Below are 16,711 nucleotides of genomic sequence, written 5' to 3'. Positions count from 1 at the left end.
TTTTCTTTTTCCGCCATTGTAGTGCGCACGCTATGCGACATCGGGCATGTTGAAGGTAGTACCGTTTTACCGTTCCGGGCTGTGTCCGGAACACCGGCGCCGAGTTAATCGACAACTTGCAGGGCGCCCAAAAATCCTGCTAAAGCGTCGCCTGACGGTAAGGTCGGGCACGCAACAGCGCCACCCATACTTGATGGAGTTTCACCATGTACGATTGCCTGCAAGATAGCTGTAGCGACTTTTCCTTTGCCGTATATGACGCCGTGGGAAGAAAACGCCCCCTTCAAGGCAGCCTGACTGCCACCCCGCTGTCCGGTGACAGCACCCTGCCGCTGCAAGACCTGATCAACTACGCTGACCAGTTGGGCTATAGCAGCCAATTGGATGAGAGCGGCTTGCTGACCATTCATGATGTCGGACTGCTGGATGCACTGAACATCAACAGCCGCTTTGGCCAGCATCTGATCATCAGCTGTGATTTGCGCCGCGAAACACCAGTGCGTTTCTGAGTACAGCGGCAGCATATTCCCGCCCTCTGGCAGTAGAGACTGAAGCGCGCCAGTGGCAGGCCGACGTCGCCATTGCACAAGACAGGCCGGGCAGCCGCTCCTTATAATGGAGCGCTTGCCCACCTTGTCGAAATTGATCCGCCTCCATGTTGCAGGAACTCAAAAGCGCTGCGCCCGGTGCCATTACCGGTGAAGCCAGACAGATCGTCCGCCTTGCCTTGCCGATGATGATTGCCCAGGTGGCCCAGGTGGCCACCGGCTTTGTCGATACCGTCATGGCCGGCCGGGTCAGCACCGACGATCTGGCAGCAGTCTCGCTGGGTGCCAGCATTTTCATCACCGTCTATGTGACCTTGATGGGCGTGGTGACGTCACTCAATCCGGTATTGAGCCACCAGCTGGGTGCCGGGGAGAAAGAGCAGATTGGCGAAACCGGCCGCCAGGGCATGTGGTTCGGCCTGTTTGTCGGCCTGCTTGGTGCCGCCGCCATGCTGCTGGCCGAGCACCCCCTGCGCCTGTGGCTGCAACTGCCGAGCGACGTGGAAGACAAGGTGATGCTGTTCATCACCGGCACCGCCGTGGGCATGCCTGCCGCCATGGTGCACCGTGCCCTGCATGCCTATGCCTCCAGCCTGAACCGGCCCAAGGTGATCATGGTGGTCAGCCTGATTGCGCTGGCGCTCAACATTCCGCTCAATTACGCACTGATTCACGGCCTGTACGGCCTGCCCAGGCTGGGTGGTGCCGGGTGCGGCTGGGCCACCGGCATCGTGTTCTGGTTCAACTGCCTGACGCTGCTGGCCTACATCTGCTGGCATCGCCATTTCCGCCCTTATGGCCTGACGCGGCGGATGAGCTGGCCAGACTGGAAGCGCTACGGAGCCTTTCTCAAGCTGGGCCTGCCCATCGGCCTGTCCTTCTTTGTCGAAGTCAGCCTGTTTTCCTTTATCGCCCTGCTGATTGCCAAGCTGGGCATGACGGTGGTGGCCAGCCATCAGTCGGTGCTCAATTTTTCCAGCATCATCTACATGCTGCCGCAAAGCATTTCCACGGCCCTTACCGTAAGAGTCGGACAGCGCGCCGGTGGCGGTGATTATCACCAGGCCCGCTTTGTCGCCGGGGTCGGCCTGCTGGTGGGGCTGGCCACCGCACTGTGTACCATGCTGCTGGTGCTGTGGCTGCGCAGTGACATCATGGCCATCTACTCGCCCGACCCGAAGGTCATTGCCATGGGGTCCAGCCTGCTGTTGTTTGCGGCGGTGTTCCAGCTGACTGATGCCGCCCAGACCATTGCCTCCGGCGCACTGCGCGGCTACAAGCTGACCACCATACCCATGGTGATCCACATTACCGCCTTCTGGGGCATAGGACTGGGGCTTGGCATCACGCTGGGCCTCACCGACTGGCTGGTCTCCCCGATGGGCATTTACGGTTTCTGGCTGGCACTGGTCATCAGTCTGAGCATTGCCGCCCTGATGCTGGTGAGCTATCTGGCGCGGGAAAGCCGCCTGCGCCTGCGCCACCATACCCTGCAAGAAAGCTGATGATGACGCTGTGCATGCAATCGCAAGTTTCGCTCAAACCCCATAACACCTTTGGCATGGATGTCAGCGCCGCCCATTTCTGCCAGCTGGACGACCTGGCCCGGCTGCCTGCCCTGCTGGCCGACAAGCACTACCAGCAAGGCCCGGTACTGTGGCTGGGTGGCGGCAGCAATCTTTTGCTGACGCAAGACTACCCCGGCCTGGTAGTCAAACTGGCCCTGCGTGGCATCCGCGTACTGCAAGACCATGGCGACAGCCTGCTGGTGGAGGCTGCCGCCGGGGAAAACTGGCATGACTTTGTGCGCTATTGCCTGCAACAAGGCTGGTACGGGCTGGAAAACCTCAGCCTGATTCCCGGCACGGTGGGGGCCTGCCCGGTGCAGAATATCGGTGCCTATGGCGTGGAAGTGAAGGACCGCATTGCCCAGGTGGTGTGTGCCGATCTGCAAGCCAATGGCACGCCTGTGGTACTGGAGAATACCGACTGCCGCTTTGCCTATCGCGACAGCGTTTTCAAACACGAAGCCGCCGGGCGACTGCTGGTGACAGCCGTACGCTTCAGGCTGTCACGCCAGCCGCAACTGAAGACGGCTTATGGCGACATCCAGCAGGAGCTGGACAAACGTGGCATCAGCCAGCCCACGCCACTGGATGTCAGCGATGTGGTGATGGCCATCCGGGCCAGCAAGCTGCCCAACCCGGCCGAGCTGGGCAATGCCGGCAGCTTCTTCAAGAATCCGGTAATCGGCCAGGCACAGGCCGATGAACTGTTGCAGCGCTTTCCCGCCCTGCCGCACTACCCGGCAGGTGCCGGCAAGGTGAAACTGGCAGCAGGCTGGTTGATTGATCAGGCTGGCCTGAAAGGCTACCGCCAGGGCGATGCCGCAGTGCATGAGCGCCAGGCGCTGGTGCTGGTCAATCACGGGGCAGCCAGCGGCAGCCAGATGTGGGCACTGGCCTGCCATGTACAAGATACGGTGCGCCAGCGTTATGGGGTGGAACTGGAAGCCGAACCACTGGTCCTGTAATACCCGGCCACACGCAGGAGTCCGACATGCAGTCTCTGACACAACACAGCAGCCGGCCAGTGCTGGTTTTCGATCTGGGCGGCGTACTGGTGGACTGGAACGGCATCGACCCCTTGATGGCCTTGTCACAAGGCCGCCTGGAGCGGGAACAGGCACGCCGCTTCTGGATGGAAACGCCGGAAGTGGCGTTGCTGGATACCGGCCGGGTGACACCGGCAGAATTCGCCCGGCTGATGGATGAACGGCTGCAACTGGGGCTGGGACAGGACCGCATGCTGCAGGCACTGGACGATTGGCTGCAAGGCCCCTACCCCGGCGTGCATAAGCTGCTGCAACAACTGGGCGCACACTACCGGCTGGCGGTGCTGAGCAATAACAATGCGCTGCACTGGGGCAAGATTGAGCGCCAGTTCGACATCCTGCCATTGTTCGAAACCTGCTTTGCCTCACACCACATGGGCTTGCGCAAGCCGGACCTGGCGGTTTACCACCATGTGCAGCAAGCCTTGCAGGTAGCCGCTGCCGACATCATTTTCTTTGATGACAATATCGAATGCATACACAGCGCCACGCAAGCAGGCTGGCAAGCCTGCCACACCGTCGGTTTTGACGCGGTGCGACAGGCAGTACAGGCTCACCGCCTGCTGGAGTGAAACATTCAGAACAGCCCGCCTGCACTGACAAACAACAGCACCACCACGGCATAGCCACCCAGCCAGCACAGTGAGCGCAGCGTGGCCTGGTCGCTGAGGTAACACAGGCCATGGCCCAGGCGCAGCAACACATACACCACCGCCAGCACATCCAGCCGGGCCGCTGGCACCTTCATCATCCAGGCCAGCAACATGGCCGCGGCATAGCTGGGAAAGGCTTCCCAGGCATTTTGTTGCGCCCAGTTGGCGCGCTGGCGCCAACCGGTGGCCGCCGCCAGCACCACACGCGGCTGATGGTTGTCATAGGGCGCACCAGCCTTGGCCAGCGCCGTCCACAGCAAAGGCAAAACAGAAGCCAGCAAGATACTCCACAGTGCAAACGGCATGACAACTCCTTGTAACAGCACATCGTCACAGGCAATGCACCGGTATCACCAGCGCGAGCCCGACCCCAGATAAGCAGCATCATCAAAAGTGCTGACCCAATGCGGGCGGTACACCACCAGCACGGCCATAGCCAAACCGCTGGTAAAAGCCTCGGACCAGGACAGCAGAAAATAAAACGGCAAGGCTTCTTCCAACAGATAATCCCAACCGTAAACAGCCTGGCTGCCCAACACCAGCATGCTGGCCAATGCACTGCAAAACAGGCTGAGTCCACCGGCGATGAATGCATTGATGAACACATAGACAAACAACTGGGCCGGCAGCTTGCGGCGCGCCAGCTGCAACAGGCCGGCGGTCACGGCAACCGGCACCGCCGCGCCGCACAGCCAGTCCAGGCCCAGGGCCAGCCAGTCGCCATGACCACCCGCCGCCAGCGCCAGCAACAACACGGCGAGGCCCAGCATGGCCAGCCAGGGACCCATCAGCAAGGTCAGTGCCGTAGCCCCCAGCATGTGGAAGGACAAGCCCGGCTTGAGCCCGCCACGCATCAACCACAAGCCCAGCAACACCACCACCGCCCCCAGCCAGGCGTTGCAGGCACTGGCGTCCAGCATGCGCCAGCGGACGCGGCTGGCGGCAAAACCCAGCAGCAGGCCGGACAGTGCCATGGCGGCATACAGCAGCCACGGCGGAAACAGCACAGCAGGCAAATCCATGAATGCTCCAGCCCGACACGGTGTTGCGCATGATACCACCACGATGATAAGCCCCACAGCACCGGCATCGCTGGGTACAATAGCGCTTTTGCCATCAGGGTTCCGACATGAGCAAGCAGCCAGCCAACCACCTTATCGCCCAGCAGGTCAGCATTGCGCTGGCCGAGGATATTGGTCAGGCCGACTGGACCGCCCAGTTGATTGATCAGGCGGCAGAATGCAGCGCCAGCGTGCTGCTGCGTGAAGATGCGGTGCTATGTGGCAAGGCCTGGTTCGAAGAATGCTTCCGCCAGGTGGATGAGCGTTGCAGCGTGCTGTGGCAGGTACGCGAAGGCCGCAAGATTGCAGCCGGCACCGTGCTGTGTGAAATTACCGGTCCGGCCCGCGCCTTGCTGACGGCAGAACGCTCGGCGCTGAATTTCCTGCAAACCCTGTCCGCCGTAGCCACCCAGACCCGCCGCTATGTGGATGTGGTGGCCGGTACCCGCGCGCGCATTCTGGATACCCGCAAGACCCTGCCCGGCCTGCGCCTGGCACAGAAGTACGCAGTGACCGTGGGCGGGGGGGACAATCAGCGCATCGGCCTGTATGACGGCATTCTGATCAAGGAAAATCACATCATGGCTGCCGGCGGCATCCGGCAGGCACTGGAGCGGGCATTCCGCATCATTCCTCCTGGCGTCACACTGCAAATCGAAGTGGAAAACCTGGATGAGCTGCAGCAGGCGCTGGATGGCGGTGCCAAGCTGATTCTGCTGGACAATATGTCGCTGGACGACATGCGCCAGGCAGTGGAACGCAGCGCCGGCAAGGCCTTGCTGGAAGCCTCCGGCGGCGTGGACATGGACACGGTGCGCGCCATTGCCGAAACCGGTGTCGACCGCATTTCCATCGGCAAACTCACCAAGGACATCCAGGCCATCGACCTGTCCATGCGTTTTCAGCACTGAGATACCAAACGGGACAATGCCGCCTCGATCAAGGCGGATTGTCCTTTTGTTGTTCTGGCAGGTATACCAATAATACAGAGCACCATTACAACAGGCCGCATTTTCCGTCACGGGGGCACAGCATATCTTGCGCATGCAATTTCAGGACAAGGGCAAGCTTGCCAAATGGCTGGCGGTCATCTTTCTGCTCAGCACGCTGCTGATAGTGGTGTTCGACCTTGCCGGCACGCGCCAGCAAGGTGAAAGCGAGGCACGCCACCAAGCGGCTGGCTTGTCCGAATTGCTGGAAGAACGCCTGTCCTCCGGCTTGCGCGAAACCAGCCTGATCCTGAAAAGCGCCAGCGACAGCAACCTGGTGCAATTGCTGCTCAACAAGCATCTGCTGAATGCCGAACAACAGCAGCGCATCGATGTGCTGATGCATGGCAAGCTGCGCCAGATGCCCTACCTCAAGCAGATCGACATCCTGGACAGCGCCTGCTACGTGCTGTATTCCAGCCAGCCACAGAGCCCGACTTCACAACTGAAAACCGATTACTGCCGCTGGTACCACCGCAATGGCAGCCAGGACAGCAGCTTTACCTCCACCCGGCAAGAACAGGCGCAAGGCGGCATCGTCCTGGTGCAAAAGCTGCTGAACCAGGATGAAGAAACGGTAGGCATGGTGGTGGGGGTACTGGACAAGCGCTTTTTCCAGGCAGAAGTGGCCAAGCTGCCGGTGGGGCGCTTTGGTGAAATCATGGTGCTGGACCAGCGCCAGATCCTGCAAGCCAGTTGGCCGGCCCAGACCAGCGAGCCGGATCAGCCACTTAATGAGCTGCAAAGTACCGAAATACTGGAGCGTTACGACAACTACCTGCAGTTCCGCGCCAATTCGATTCTGGATCAGGAACCCAGGCTCTACAGTTCACGCATGATGGATGGCTTTCCCTTCCGCGTGGTGGTGGGCATTGCCGAACGCGACTTCACCCGTGCTTATCATGACAAGGCCAGCATGGCGGTGCTGGCCTGGCTGTTTACCGCCGCACTGACCCTGATCACGCTGCGCAGTCATCTGGGCAATATCCGGCAAAACCGCCTGCTGTCTGCCAGCGCCGCGCGCATTCGCGAAAGCGAAGAACTGGCGCGGCTGACACTGGATACCGCCCCGGTGGCCCTGATTCTGGTGGCCACCGAAACCATGCGCATCCTGCGCGCCAATGCCCCGGCGCGGGACATGCTGCGGATTCCTTCAGCCCCGCCGCGCAGCGATGGCCAGCCTGCCATTCTGGATCTGCCACTGCATCTGGAACCGGTAAGCGACTGGCTGCAAGCCGGCGAAGCGATATCCAATCGCGAAACCGAACTGAAGCGGGAAGACCAGAGCACGCTGTGGGCAATTGTATCGGTTGAACTGATGCCACATCAGCAAATTCCGGCCGCCTTGATTGCGCTGTACGATATTTCACAGCGCAAGGCGCTGGAAAACGAGCTGGAAGAAAAAAACCGCCTGCTCAACGAAATGGCCATTACCGATCCGCTCACCCGGCTGTGCAATCGGCGTCATGCCGACCAGGTACTGAAAGAAGAGCTGCAGCGCTGCGAACGCTACAGCCAGCCGATGTCGGTGGCGGTGTTCGACATCGACCACTTCAAGCAATTCAACGACAGCTTCGGCCACCAGGCTGGTGACAATGTACTGCTGGCCGTGGCCAATGCCCTGAGCGACTGCACACGCAGCACCGATGTCTGCGCCCGCATCGGCGGCGAGGAATTTCTGGTGATTTTCCCCTGTACCCGCCTGCGGGATGCGGAAAAAGTGATGGCACGGGTACAGCAGGTACTGGCAGCAACGGTATTTCCGTTTACCGAAGACAAGGTCACCTTCAGCGGCGGCATTACCGACTGGCGCCCCGGCGACAGCCCATCGGGCATGCTGAACCGTGCCGACAAGCTGCTGTATCAAGCCAAGATGGCCGGGCGCGACCTGATGCTCAGCGATGGCAACAGCGAGTAAGACCGCGCTACTTGGCTGACAGTGCCTGCGCCAGCAAGCGCAGCATGGCTGCCGTTGCCCCCCAGATGGTGTAGTGCTGCCACTGCATGGCCAGATACTGACCACGCATGCCGTCACGCTCATAACTGTGCTTCTCGTACTGGCGCGCATCCAGTGCCAGCGCCAGCGGCACCTCGAACACCTCGGCCACCTCGCCAGGCTCCGGCCGCAACAGTAGCGGGGGCTGCAGCATGGCCACCACCGGCGTGACAACAAAATCGGTGATGGTGACATACTGCGGCAGCGTACCCAGCACCGTCACGCCATCCGTCGCCAGGCCGATTTCCTCCTGCGCTTCGCGCAAGGCAGCGGCAATCACCGAACTGTCCTCGGCATCCACCTTGCCGCCGGGAAAACTCACCTGCCCGGCATGGGTGGACAGCGACTCTGTCCGGCGCGTGAGCAACACGGTGGGGCCGCTGTCATGCCACACCAGCGGCACCAACACAGCCGCCGGGCGCTGTTTCGCGCCAGCCACCCGCCAGGGAATGTCCCCGGCACGTCCATCAAACTCGAACCCTGCCAGACGCTGGCGTATCCAGGCCTGGGCCTCCACCATTTCAGCCGGCCACATGGCTGTCATCCTTGTTTTGATTGCGGGCCAATCTTGGGCAGGGCCAGCTCGCTCCAATGGGCAAACAGGCGAATGGCCAGGCCAAGCACAAACAACAACTGCAGCATCCAACTGCTTACCCAGGTCAACTGGTCCAACACAAACAAAGTACCAGCTACCAGTATGGACACGGTGCCGTAAAAATCCTTGTGCAGAATGAAGGGAATATCATTCACCATCATGTCACGCACCACACCGCCCCCCACGGCGGTAATGAAACCCAGCAATACCACGCCAAAGGCATTCAGATCGTACATCAGCCCTACCTGGGCGCCGGTGATGCTGAACGCCACCAGCCCCAGCGAATCGGCAATGATGAACAGGCGCGCCAGCGTGCGGCTCTGGCGACGATGCAACCGCAACAATGCCGATAGCAGCAGCGTGGCCGCGATGATGGCCAGACTGGTGTAATTGAAGAACACCAGCGGCACCCGCGCCACCAGTACATCGCGCAGAATGCCACCACCAATGGCGGTGAGCAGTGCCACCACCACGATGCCCAGCAAGTCCAGTTGCTTGCGCACTCCGATCAGATAGCCTGAAAAGGCAAATGCAACAGTACCGATGGCGGAAAAGACTTCCATCTGGAAAAAACGACTACTGAATTCCATCTTGCGGGTCATACCAAGAAAAACGCCAGACCTGCTCAGGTCCGGCGTCGGGTTCATCCATTGCATCCCGAAGACGGGATCAGATCCTTGCCGCCTGTCAGCGGCGCATGGAGTCGAAGAAAGCCAGGTTGGACTTGGTGGCCTTGATCTTGTCCTGGAGGAATTCCATCGCCTCGATGTCATCCATCGGGTACAGCAGCTTGCGCAGTACCCAGATACGCTGCAATTGGTCTTGCGGCACCAGCAGCTCTTCACGGCGCGTGCCGGAACGGTTGATGTTGAGGGCCGGGAAAATGCGCTTTTCCGCCATGCGGCGTTCCAGATGGATTTCGCAGTTGCCGGTACCCTTGAATTCTTCGTAGATCACATCATCCATGCGGCTGCCGGTATCCACCAGCGCCGTGGCGATGATGGTGAGACTGCCACCCTCTTCCACATTACGTGCCGCACCAAAGAAACGCTTGGGGCGTTGCAGGGCGTTGGCGTCCACACCACCGGTCAGTACCTTGCCCGAAGCCGGCACCACGGTGTTGTAGGCACGGGCCAGACGGGTGATGGAGTCCAGCAGGATGACCACATCCTTTTTGTGCTCGACCAGGCGCTTGGCCTTTTCGATCACCATTTCGGCTACCTGCACATGGCGGGTGGCCGGCTCGTCGAAGGTGGAGGATACAACCTCGCCCTTCACCGAGCGCTGCATTTCGGTCACTTCTTCCGGACGTTCGTCAATCAGCAGCACAATCATCACCGCTTCTGGATGATTGGCGATGATGGCATGCGCGATATGCTGCAGCATCACGGTTTTACCGGATTTCGGCGGTGCCACCAGCAGGGCGCGCTGGCCTTTGCCGATGGGCGAAATCAGGTCGATGATGCGACCGGTAATGTTTTCTTCGGCACGAATGTCACGCTCAAGCTTGAACTGTTCGGTCGGGAACAGCGGCGTGAGGTTTTCAAACAGGATCTTGTGTTTGGAGTTCTCCGGCGGCTCGCCATTGACCTTGTCCACCTTCACCAGCGCGAAGTAGCGTTCGCCATCCTTGGGCGTACGGATCTCGCCTTCGATGGAGTCGCCGGTATGCAGATTGAAACGACGGATCTGCGACGGGCTGACATAGATGTCATCCGGACCAGCCAGATACGAGGTATCCGGGCTGCGCAGGAAACCGAAACCGTCCGGCAGCACTTCCAGGGTGCCCTCGCCGAAGATGCTTTCGCCTTTTTTGGCCTGGTTTTTCAGAAGCGCAAAGATGAGATCTTGCTTGCGCAGGCGGTTAGCGCCCTCGATCTCGTTGGAAATAGCCATTTCCACGAGCTGGGATACATGAAGGTGTTTGAGATCAGATAAATGCATAGCGGCCGTTGGTCGACTCGTAAAGATTGAGCAGAACGCTGTTCGTGGGGTGTGGATGCGGATACGAAACAGGCGACTGATGCGCCGCCTGCTTGAAGAAGTTCAGGTGAGAATAGACGCTTTAGATGTGGCTGTCAATGAAGGCGGCCAGCTGGCTCTTGGCCAGTGCGCCCACCTTGGTGGCCGCTACCTGGCCATCCTTGAAAATCATCAGCGTCGGAATGCCGCGGATGCCGAATTTCGGCGGGGTCAGTTCGTTCTGGTCGATGTTCAGCTTGGCCACTTTCAGACGACCGGCGTATTCCTTGGCCACTTCGTCCAGGATGGGGGCGATCATCTTGCAAGGACCACACCATTCAGCCCAGTAGTCGACCAGAACCGGCACATCGGCCTTCAGGACGTCTTGTTCAAAGGAGTCGTCGGTTACATGCAGGATAAGATCGCTCATGGCTTCCTCTAGTATTCGGGGTGGTTTGCAGTGTCGTTAGCCGCTGATGGTAACAACTGACTGACTGTGGGGCAACCGCTGCCTAGCGGCAGTTGCGGCTTTTGCAAGCCCGGCTTGCAAGTAGGGTTGGCACTTGCCGATGTTGCTGGAAAATTCCGGTTTGTGCCAAGCGGTATTCACAGAGAATGGGGAGCAGCTGCGCCATTTTCAAGAGCCTGGCAGCGCCGCTGCCAGCAATTGGCGGGTATAGGGCTGCTGCGGCTTGTCAAATACCTGTGCAGTCACCCCCTGCTCCACCACCCGGCCGGCCTGCAGCACCAGCACCCGGTGGGCCACCGCGCGGATGACCGCCAGATCATGGCTGATGAACAGGTAGCTCAGGCCGTACTTGCGTTGCAGGCTGCGCAATAATTGCAGCACCTGCTTTTGCAAGGTGGCATCCAGCGCGCTGGTCGGTTCGTCCAGCAAGATGAGTTTCGGCTTGAGAATCAAGGCACGGGCAATGGCAATGCGCTGGCGCTGGCCGCCGGAAAACTCGTGCGGATAGCGTTCCATCATTTCGTGATGCAGGCCAACCTCGGTCAGGGTGGCTATCACCTGCTGGCGTACCTGCGCGGCACTTAAACCCGGCTGGTGCAAGGCCAGGCCCTCCGCGACGATCTGCCCCACCGTCATGCGTGGCGACAGCGAGGAAAACGGGTCCTGGAACACCACCTGGAAATCCTTGCGGGCATGGCGCAGGCGACGGCCACGCAAGTCCTGCAGTGCCATGTCGTCCAGCCTGATCTGGCCTTGGCTGGGCAAGAGGCGCAGCAATGCATGCCCCAGCGTGGTCTTGCCGGAGCCGGACTCACCGACAATGCCCAGCGTTTGCCCTGCCGGGACATCCAGCGATACCTGCTGCACCACCGGCACCAACCGCTGGCTGAACCAACCTGCCTTGCGGCGATAGCTGACGGTGATGTCCCTGGCCTGCAGCCGTAGCGGCAGCGCGGCCGACTCCTGCACTTCGGCGTCCAGGATGCCTGGCCGACTAGCCAACAGTTCGGCGGTATAAGGATGAGCCGGGTGGCTGAACACCTGCACCACCTTGCCGCTTTCCACCACCAGGCCGCCACGCATCACCACCACCTTGTCGGCAAAGCGCCGCACCAGGTTGAGGTCGTGGGTGATGAACAGCACCGCCATGCCCATCTCCTGCTGCAATTCATCCAGCAATTGCAGGATTTGCGCCTGCACCGTCACATCCAGTGCGGTGGTGGGTTCATCGGCAATCAACAGACGCGGCTGACACGCCAGCGCCATGGCAATCATCGCGCGCTGGCGCTGGCCACCGGACAGCTGGAAGGGGTAGCTGTCGATCTTCTCGGCGGCATCCTGGATACCGGTACGCAGCAACAGGCGAATGGCCTCGGCCCGTGCTTCACGCGCCGTCAGCCCCAGGTGCAGGGTGAGGGTTTCGCCAATTTGCCGGCCTATGGTGAACAGCGGATTGAGCGCATGCATGGGCTCCTGAAAAATCATGGCGATGTCGCGGCCACGGATTTGCCGCAGGCGCTTCTCGCCCACGCCCAGCAGTTCTTCTCCAGCCAGGCGGATGGAGCCCGTCAGCCGCACCTCCGGGTTCAGTTGCAACAGCGCCTGGGCGGTGACGGTCTTGCCGGAACCGGACTCGCCCACCAGCGCCACTTTTTCGCCGGCTGCCACGCTGAAACCGACCGAGGACAATACTTGCTGCCGGCCAAAGTGGGCATTGAGCGCGGCAACGGTCAACAGGGTTTCCATCTCAGCCTTTCCGGGTGTCCAGCGCGGCGCGCAGACCCTCGCCAATGAAAATCAGCAGCAACAAGGTGGTGGTCAGCACCGCAAAAGTGGGCAGCGCGATCCACCAGGCATCCAGATTGTCCTTGCCCTGTGCCAACAGCTCACCCAGGCTGGGTGTGGACGATGGCACACCCAGGCCAAGAAAATCCAGGCTGGTGAGCGCCAGAATCGCCCCGCTCACCCGAAATGGCAGGAAGGCCAGCACCGGCGTCAGGCTGTTGGGCAACACGTGCCGCCACATGATCTGCCAACTGTTCAGACCGCAGGCCCGCGCCGCCAACACGTAGTCCATCTGGCGATTGCGCAGGAACTCGGCCCGTACATAATCCGCCAGCCCCATCCAGCCAAACAGGGTGAGCAATACCAGCAACAGCAGCAAGCTGGGCTTGAACAAGGACGCCAGGATGATCAGCAGGTAAAGCTCGGGCAGACTGCCCCAGATTTCCAGCAGACGCTGCACCACCAGGTCCAACTTGCCACCGAAAAAGCCTTGCAGCGCACCAAACAGCACCCCCAGCAGGGTGCCGGAGACGGTGAGCGCCAGCGCAAACAGCACCGATACCCTAAAGCCGTAGATCAAGCGCGCCAGCACGTCGCGTCCACGGTCATCGGTGCCCAGCACATTGTCGAAGGACGGTGCCGCCGGATTGGGATTGTCGGCAAAATAATTCACCGTGTTGTAGCTGTAGGGATTGGGCGCATAAATGGCGAAATTGCCTGGCCGGGCAAACTGGTCCTGGATGAAGGGGTCCAGATAATCGGTGGCGGTATCAAAGTCACCACCAAAGGCGGTTTCCTGATAATCGAACAGCACCGGGAAATATAGCTGGTCGTGATAGCGCACCATCAGCGGACGGTCGTTGGACAGCAGCTCCGCCCCCAGCGACAGGACAAAAAACAGCAAAAACAGCCACAAGCTGTAAAAGCCGCGCTTGTGCTGGCAAAAGCGTCGCCAGGCGCGCTGGCCGGGTGTAAGGCTGGGCGCATGGCTCATCGCTCACCTCCGTCAAAACTGACCCGCGGGTCCACCAGCACATAGCTCAGATCCGACAGCAGCTTGGCCACCAGCCCCAGCAGGGTGAATACGTACAGGCTGCCCATCACCACCGGGTAGTCGCGCCGCATCACCGACTCGTAGGACAGCAGACCCAGCCCATCCAGCGAGAACAGGGTTTCAATCAGCAGGCTGCCGGTAAAGAAAGCACCGATGAAGGCGGCCGGGAAACCGGTAATCAGCGGAATCAGCGCATTGCGGAACACATGGCGGTACAGGATGGCCCGCTCCGACAGGCCCTTGGCGCGGGCGGTGTACACATACTGGCGGCGGATTTCTTCCAGAAACACATTCTTGGTGAGCATGGTCATCACCGCCAGATTCCCCACCACCGAGGCCGTCACTGGCAGCACGATGTGCCACAGATAATCCAGCACCTTGTCGATCAGGCTGAGGCTGTCCCAGTTGTCGCTCACCAGCCCGCGCAGCGGAAACAACTGCCAGAAGCTGCCACCGCCAAACAACACCAGCAGGGCCACCCCCAGCACGAAGCCCGGAATGGCATAGCCCAGCAAAATCACCGTGCTGCTGGCCAGATCAAACAGGCTGCCATCGCGCACCGCCTTGGCAATGCCCAGCGGAATGCACAGCAGATAGGTGATAAAGAAGGTCCACAGACCAATACTCATCGATACCGGCAGCTTGGACAGAATCAGCTGCGCCACCGACTGGTGATGGAAAAAGCTCTCGCCCAGGTCGAAACGGGCAAAACCGGCCAGCATATGGCCAAAACGCTGCAAGGGCGGCTGATCAAAGCCATACAGCTTTTTCAGTGCCTGCAACTCTTCCGGCTGCAAGCCGCCACGGCTCTTGAACACGCTGCTGATGGCGGTGGTTTCACCCCCCACGCCGCTATGGCTCAATTGCTGCACCATCTGCTCCACCGGGCCGCCCGGCACAAACTGGATGATGGCAAAGGTGAGCGCCAACACGCCAATCAGCGTGGGAATCATCAGCAACAGCCGTTTCAGGATATAGCGCCACATGCTTATTTTTTCTCCCACCAGGTTTCGATGGCCCACGTGGTCGGGCTGTAATACAGCGGCAGCCTGGCCGGTTGGCCAAAGCGGTTCCACCAGGCCATGCGGTGATAGGGCAGATTCCAGTTGGGCACCAGGTAGTAGCCGGCACGCAGCACCCGATCCAGCGCATGACTGGCGGCCAGCAGTTGCTGCCGGCTGGTAAAGTGCTGGAATTGCGGCAACAAGGCCTCCACCGCCGGGTCGCACAGCCCGGCCCAGTTTTGCGAACCGGGCGTCTGCGCCGCCTGGCAGCTATGGAAATCCAGTTGTTCGTTGCCCGGACTGTTGCTGGCGGCGTACACCACCACCGTCATGTCGTAGTCAAAATCATTCAGCCGCCGCTGGTAGATGGCCGGGTCCACCACCCGCACGGTCAGGGTGATGCCCAGTTTGGCCAGGTTCTGCTGCCAGCCGCTGGCCACCCGGTCGTATACCTTGGAATAGGTCAGAAACTCGATGCGCAACGGGCGGCCCCGGTGATCCACCAGCTTGCCGCCTTCGTAGCGCCAGCCCGCCTCGAACAGCAGTTGACGCGCCTCGCGCAGATTGCGGCGTATGCCATAACGTCCGTCGGTAAAGGGCGGCTCCACCGGCGGGCCGAATACCGCCGGGTCCAGCTTTTCGCGCAATGGCTGCAGCAACTTCAGCTCATCCGGCCCGGGCAGGCCGCTGGCGGCCAGTTCGCTATTGGTGAAAAAGCTGTTGCTGCGGCGGTACTGGCCATAAAACAGGTTGCGGTTGGCCCATTCGAAGTCAAAGGCCAGACTGATGGCCTGGCGCAGACGTTTGTCGGCAAATTGCTGGCGGCGCAAATTGAACACAAAGCCCTGCATGCCGGCAGAACGCTGATGCGGCAGGGCTTTCTTGACGATGCGGCCATCGTCGAACTTAGCGCCGAGATAGCCACGCGCCCATTGCTTGGCCATGTTTTCGGCCGAGACATCAAATTCACCGGCCTTGAAGGCCTCCAGCCGGGCGGTTTCGTCCTGGTAATAGCGGTAGCCGACTTCGTCAAAATTGAACATGCCGCGGCGCACCGGCAGATTGGCCGCCCAGTAGTGCGGATTGCGGCTAAAGCGGATGTTCTTGCCCAACTGGTATTGGCTCAGCACATAAGGGCCGGAACCGACAGGCGGCACCAGCACCATGTCAGCCAGCGTCTTGCCGGCCGGAATCCACTGCCGGGAAAACACCGGCAACTGGCACAGAATCATGTGCAGTTCGGAATTACGGCGCTTGAAATCAAAGCGCACCGTATTGGCATCCAGCGCTACTGCTTGCTTCACATCCGCCCAGTACAGCCGGTATTGCGGCGTGGCGGCGGCATCGCGTGTGAGGGTATTGAAGGAGGCCACCACATCGGCGGCCTGCACCGGCCGGCCATTGGCAAAGCGGGCCAGCGGGTTGAGATGAAAACGCATGGACAGTTTGTCTGCCGCCAGCTGCATATCGTCCGCCAGCAGGCCATAGCAGCTATAAGGTTCGTCCTCGCTGTTCACCCCCAGGGTGTCCAGCGTCAGCGCTTCTACCCCGTCGGCCTTGTCGCCCTTGAGCGAGAAGGGATTGAGCGTGTCAAAACCGCCCTGGGCCGACAGCATCAGCCGCCCGCCCTTGGGCGCAGACGGATTGACATAGTCAAAATGTGTAAAGCCTGCCGCATATTTCGGCACATAGCCCAGCGCCTGAGATGGCGCAGCCATGCCGCCGCACGCCCATAGCAGCAGTGCAACCCCTAGCCAATGTAAATGTTTCATCTTGTTTTACGGCTTACGCATTAATCATGACTAGCTTATGATTGTGGTTTTTACCCTGATTCCGGCAGGCTGACGCAGGCGTCCAACCCTGCCCAGACGGGATTTATGATACATCGCGGCTAGAATAGCTTGTTTTAATATGGCGGCGGTATGTTGTCCCGCAACGTTTTACGGCTTGTTACCTCGATATAAACCTTTTTCCGAGTGCC

The 16,711-nt window shown here is 60.3% G+C and carries 16 protein-coding genes; 6 read left to right on the top strand and 10 right to left on the bottom strand.

The window, feature by feature from the left end:
- Window positions 1-206: 206 nt before the first annotated feature.
- From DLM_RS03205 to DLM_RS03190, 4 genes are all read left to right on the top strand, one after another.
- Complete coding sequence (locus DLM_RS03205; protein WP_089082646.1) at window positions 207-509, top strand: hypothetical protein; 303 nt, start codon at window positions 207-209, stop codon at window positions 507-509.
- Between the two features lie 146 nt (window positions 510-655).
- Window positions 656-2,053, top strand: coding sequence for an MATE family efflux transporter (locus DLM_RS03200; RefSeq protein WP_089082647.1), 1,398 nt, complete (start codon window positions 656-658; stop codon window positions 2,051-2,053).
- A gap of 14 nt (window positions 2,054-2,067) precedes the next feature.
- Window positions 2,068-3,081, top strand: a complete 1,014-nt coding sequence (gene murB / locus DLM_RS03195; protein WP_231960033.1) for a UDP-N-acetylmuramate dehydrogenase — start codon at window positions 2,068-2,070, stop codon at window positions 3,079-3,081.
- Between the two features lie 26 nt (window positions 3,082-3,107).
- On the top strand, window positions 3,108-3,734 hold the full coding sequence (locus DLM_RS03190) for an HAD family hydrolase (RefSeq protein WP_089082648.1): 627 nt from the start codon (window positions 3,108-3,110) through the stop codon (window positions 3,732-3,734).
- A 5-nt stretch (window positions 3,735-3,739) separates the two neighbouring features.
- Here DLM_RS03190 and DLM_RS03185 read toward each other — a convergent pair whose 3' ends face one another.
- Window positions 3,740-4,120, bottom strand: coding sequence for an MAPEG family protein (locus DLM_RS03185; protein ID WP_089082649.1), 381 nt, complete (start codon window positions 4,118-4,120; stop codon window positions 3,740-3,742).
- A 45-nt stretch (window positions 4,121-4,165) separates the two neighbouring features.
- Window positions 4,166-4,837 carry an energy-coupling factor ABC transporter permease gene (locus tag DLM_RS03180; RefSeq protein WP_089082650.1) on the bottom strand — a complete coding sequence of 224 codons (672 nt, stop codon included), beginning with the start codon at window positions 4,835-4,837 and terminating at the stop codon, window positions 4,166-4,168.
- 107 nt (window positions 4,838-4,944) lie between these two features.
- Between DLM_RS03180 and nadC the strand changes: the two genes are divergently transcribed.
- Together nadC and DLM_RS03170 are read left to right on the top strand one after the other, a co-directional pair.
- Window positions 4,945-5,787 carry a carboxylating nicotinate-nucleotide diphosphorylase gene (nadC, locus tag DLM_RS03175; RefSeq protein WP_089082651.1) on the top strand — a complete coding sequence of 281 codons (843 nt, stop codon included), beginning with the start codon at window positions 4,945-4,947 and terminating at the stop codon, window positions 5,785-5,787.
- 133 nt (window positions 5,788-5,920) lie between these two features.
- Window positions 5,921-7,783: a sensor domain-containing diguanylate cyclase gene (locus tag DLM_RS03170; protein WP_089082652.1), complete on the top strand. Its 1,863-nt coding sequence runs from the start codon at window positions 5,921-5,923 to the stop codon at window positions 7,781-7,783.
- A gap of 7 nt (window positions 7,784-7,790) precedes the next feature.
- On the opposite strand, the gene DLM_RS03165 is transcribed toward DLM_RS03170, so the two are convergent.
- The 8 genes from DLM_RS03165 to DLM_RS03130 form a co-directional block, all read right to left on the bottom strand.
- Entirely contained in the window at window positions 7,791-8,396 is a 606-nt protein-coding gene (locus tag DLM_RS03165) for a CoA pyrophosphatase (RefSeq protein ID WP_089082694.1), read from the bottom strand.
- A gap of 5 nt (window positions 8,397-8,401) precedes the next feature.
- A complete protein-coding gene (locus DLM_RS03160) occupies window positions 8,402-9,046 on the bottom strand; it encodes a trimeric intracellular cation channel family protein (RefSeq protein ID WP_089082695.1) in 645 nt (214 codons plus the stop codon).
- Window positions 9,047-9,143: 97 nt separating this feature from the next.
- The gene (gene rho / locus DLM_RS03155; RefSeq protein WP_089082653.1) at window positions 9,144-10,400 is read right to left on the bottom strand and encodes a transcription termination factor Rho; all 1,257 of its coding nucleotides are present in this window, start codon (window positions 10,398-10,400) and stop codon (window positions 9,144-9,146) included.
- A 121-nt stretch (window positions 10,401-10,521) separates the two neighbouring features.
- The gene (trxA, locus tag DLM_RS03150; protein ID WP_045847065.1) at window positions 10,522-10,848 is read right to left on the bottom strand and encodes a thioredoxin TrxA; all 327 of its coding nucleotides are present in this window, start codon (window positions 10,846-10,848) and stop codon (window positions 10,522-10,524) included.
- A 207-nt stretch (window positions 10,849-11,055) separates the two neighbouring features.
- The gene (locus tag DLM_RS03145; RefSeq protein ID WP_089082654.1) at window positions 11,056-12,633 is read right to left on the bottom strand and encodes an ABC transporter ATP-binding protein; all 1,578 of its coding nucleotides are present in this window, start codon (window positions 12,631-12,633) and stop codon (window positions 11,056-11,058) included.
- A gap of 1 nt (window position 12,634) precedes the next feature.
- On the bottom strand, window positions 12,635-13,666 hold the full coding sequence (locus DLM_RS03140; RefSeq protein WP_089082655.1) for an ABC transporter permease: 1,032 nt from the start codon (window positions 13,664-13,666) through the stop codon (window positions 12,635-12,637).
- Window positions 13,663-14,712, bottom strand: a complete 1,050-nt coding sequence (locus DLM_RS03135; protein ID WP_089082656.1) for a microcin C ABC transporter permease YejB — start codon at window positions 14,710-14,712, stop codon at window positions 13,663-13,665. The genes DLM_RS03140 and DLM_RS03135 overlap by 4 nt, the downstream gene beginning before the upstream one ends.
- 2 nt (window positions 14,713-14,714) lie before the next feature.
- Window positions 14,715-16,502: an extracellular solute-binding protein gene (locus DLM_RS03130; protein WP_089082657.1), complete on the bottom strand. Its 1,788-nt coding sequence runs from the start codon at window positions 16,500-16,502 to the stop codon at window positions 14,715-14,717.
- Window positions 16,503-16,711 lie beyond the last annotated feature (209 nt).

The sequence above is a fragment of the Aquitalea magnusonii genome (genome assembly GCF_002217795.2).
In the GTDB taxonomy this organism is placed as follows: Bacteria; Pseudomonadota; Gammaproteobacteria; order Burkholderiales; family Chromobacteriaceae; genus Aquitalea; species Aquitalea magnusonii_B.
Note: the sequence above shows the minus strand (reverse complement) of the source record. Positions and strands in the feature narration are given on the sequence as shown.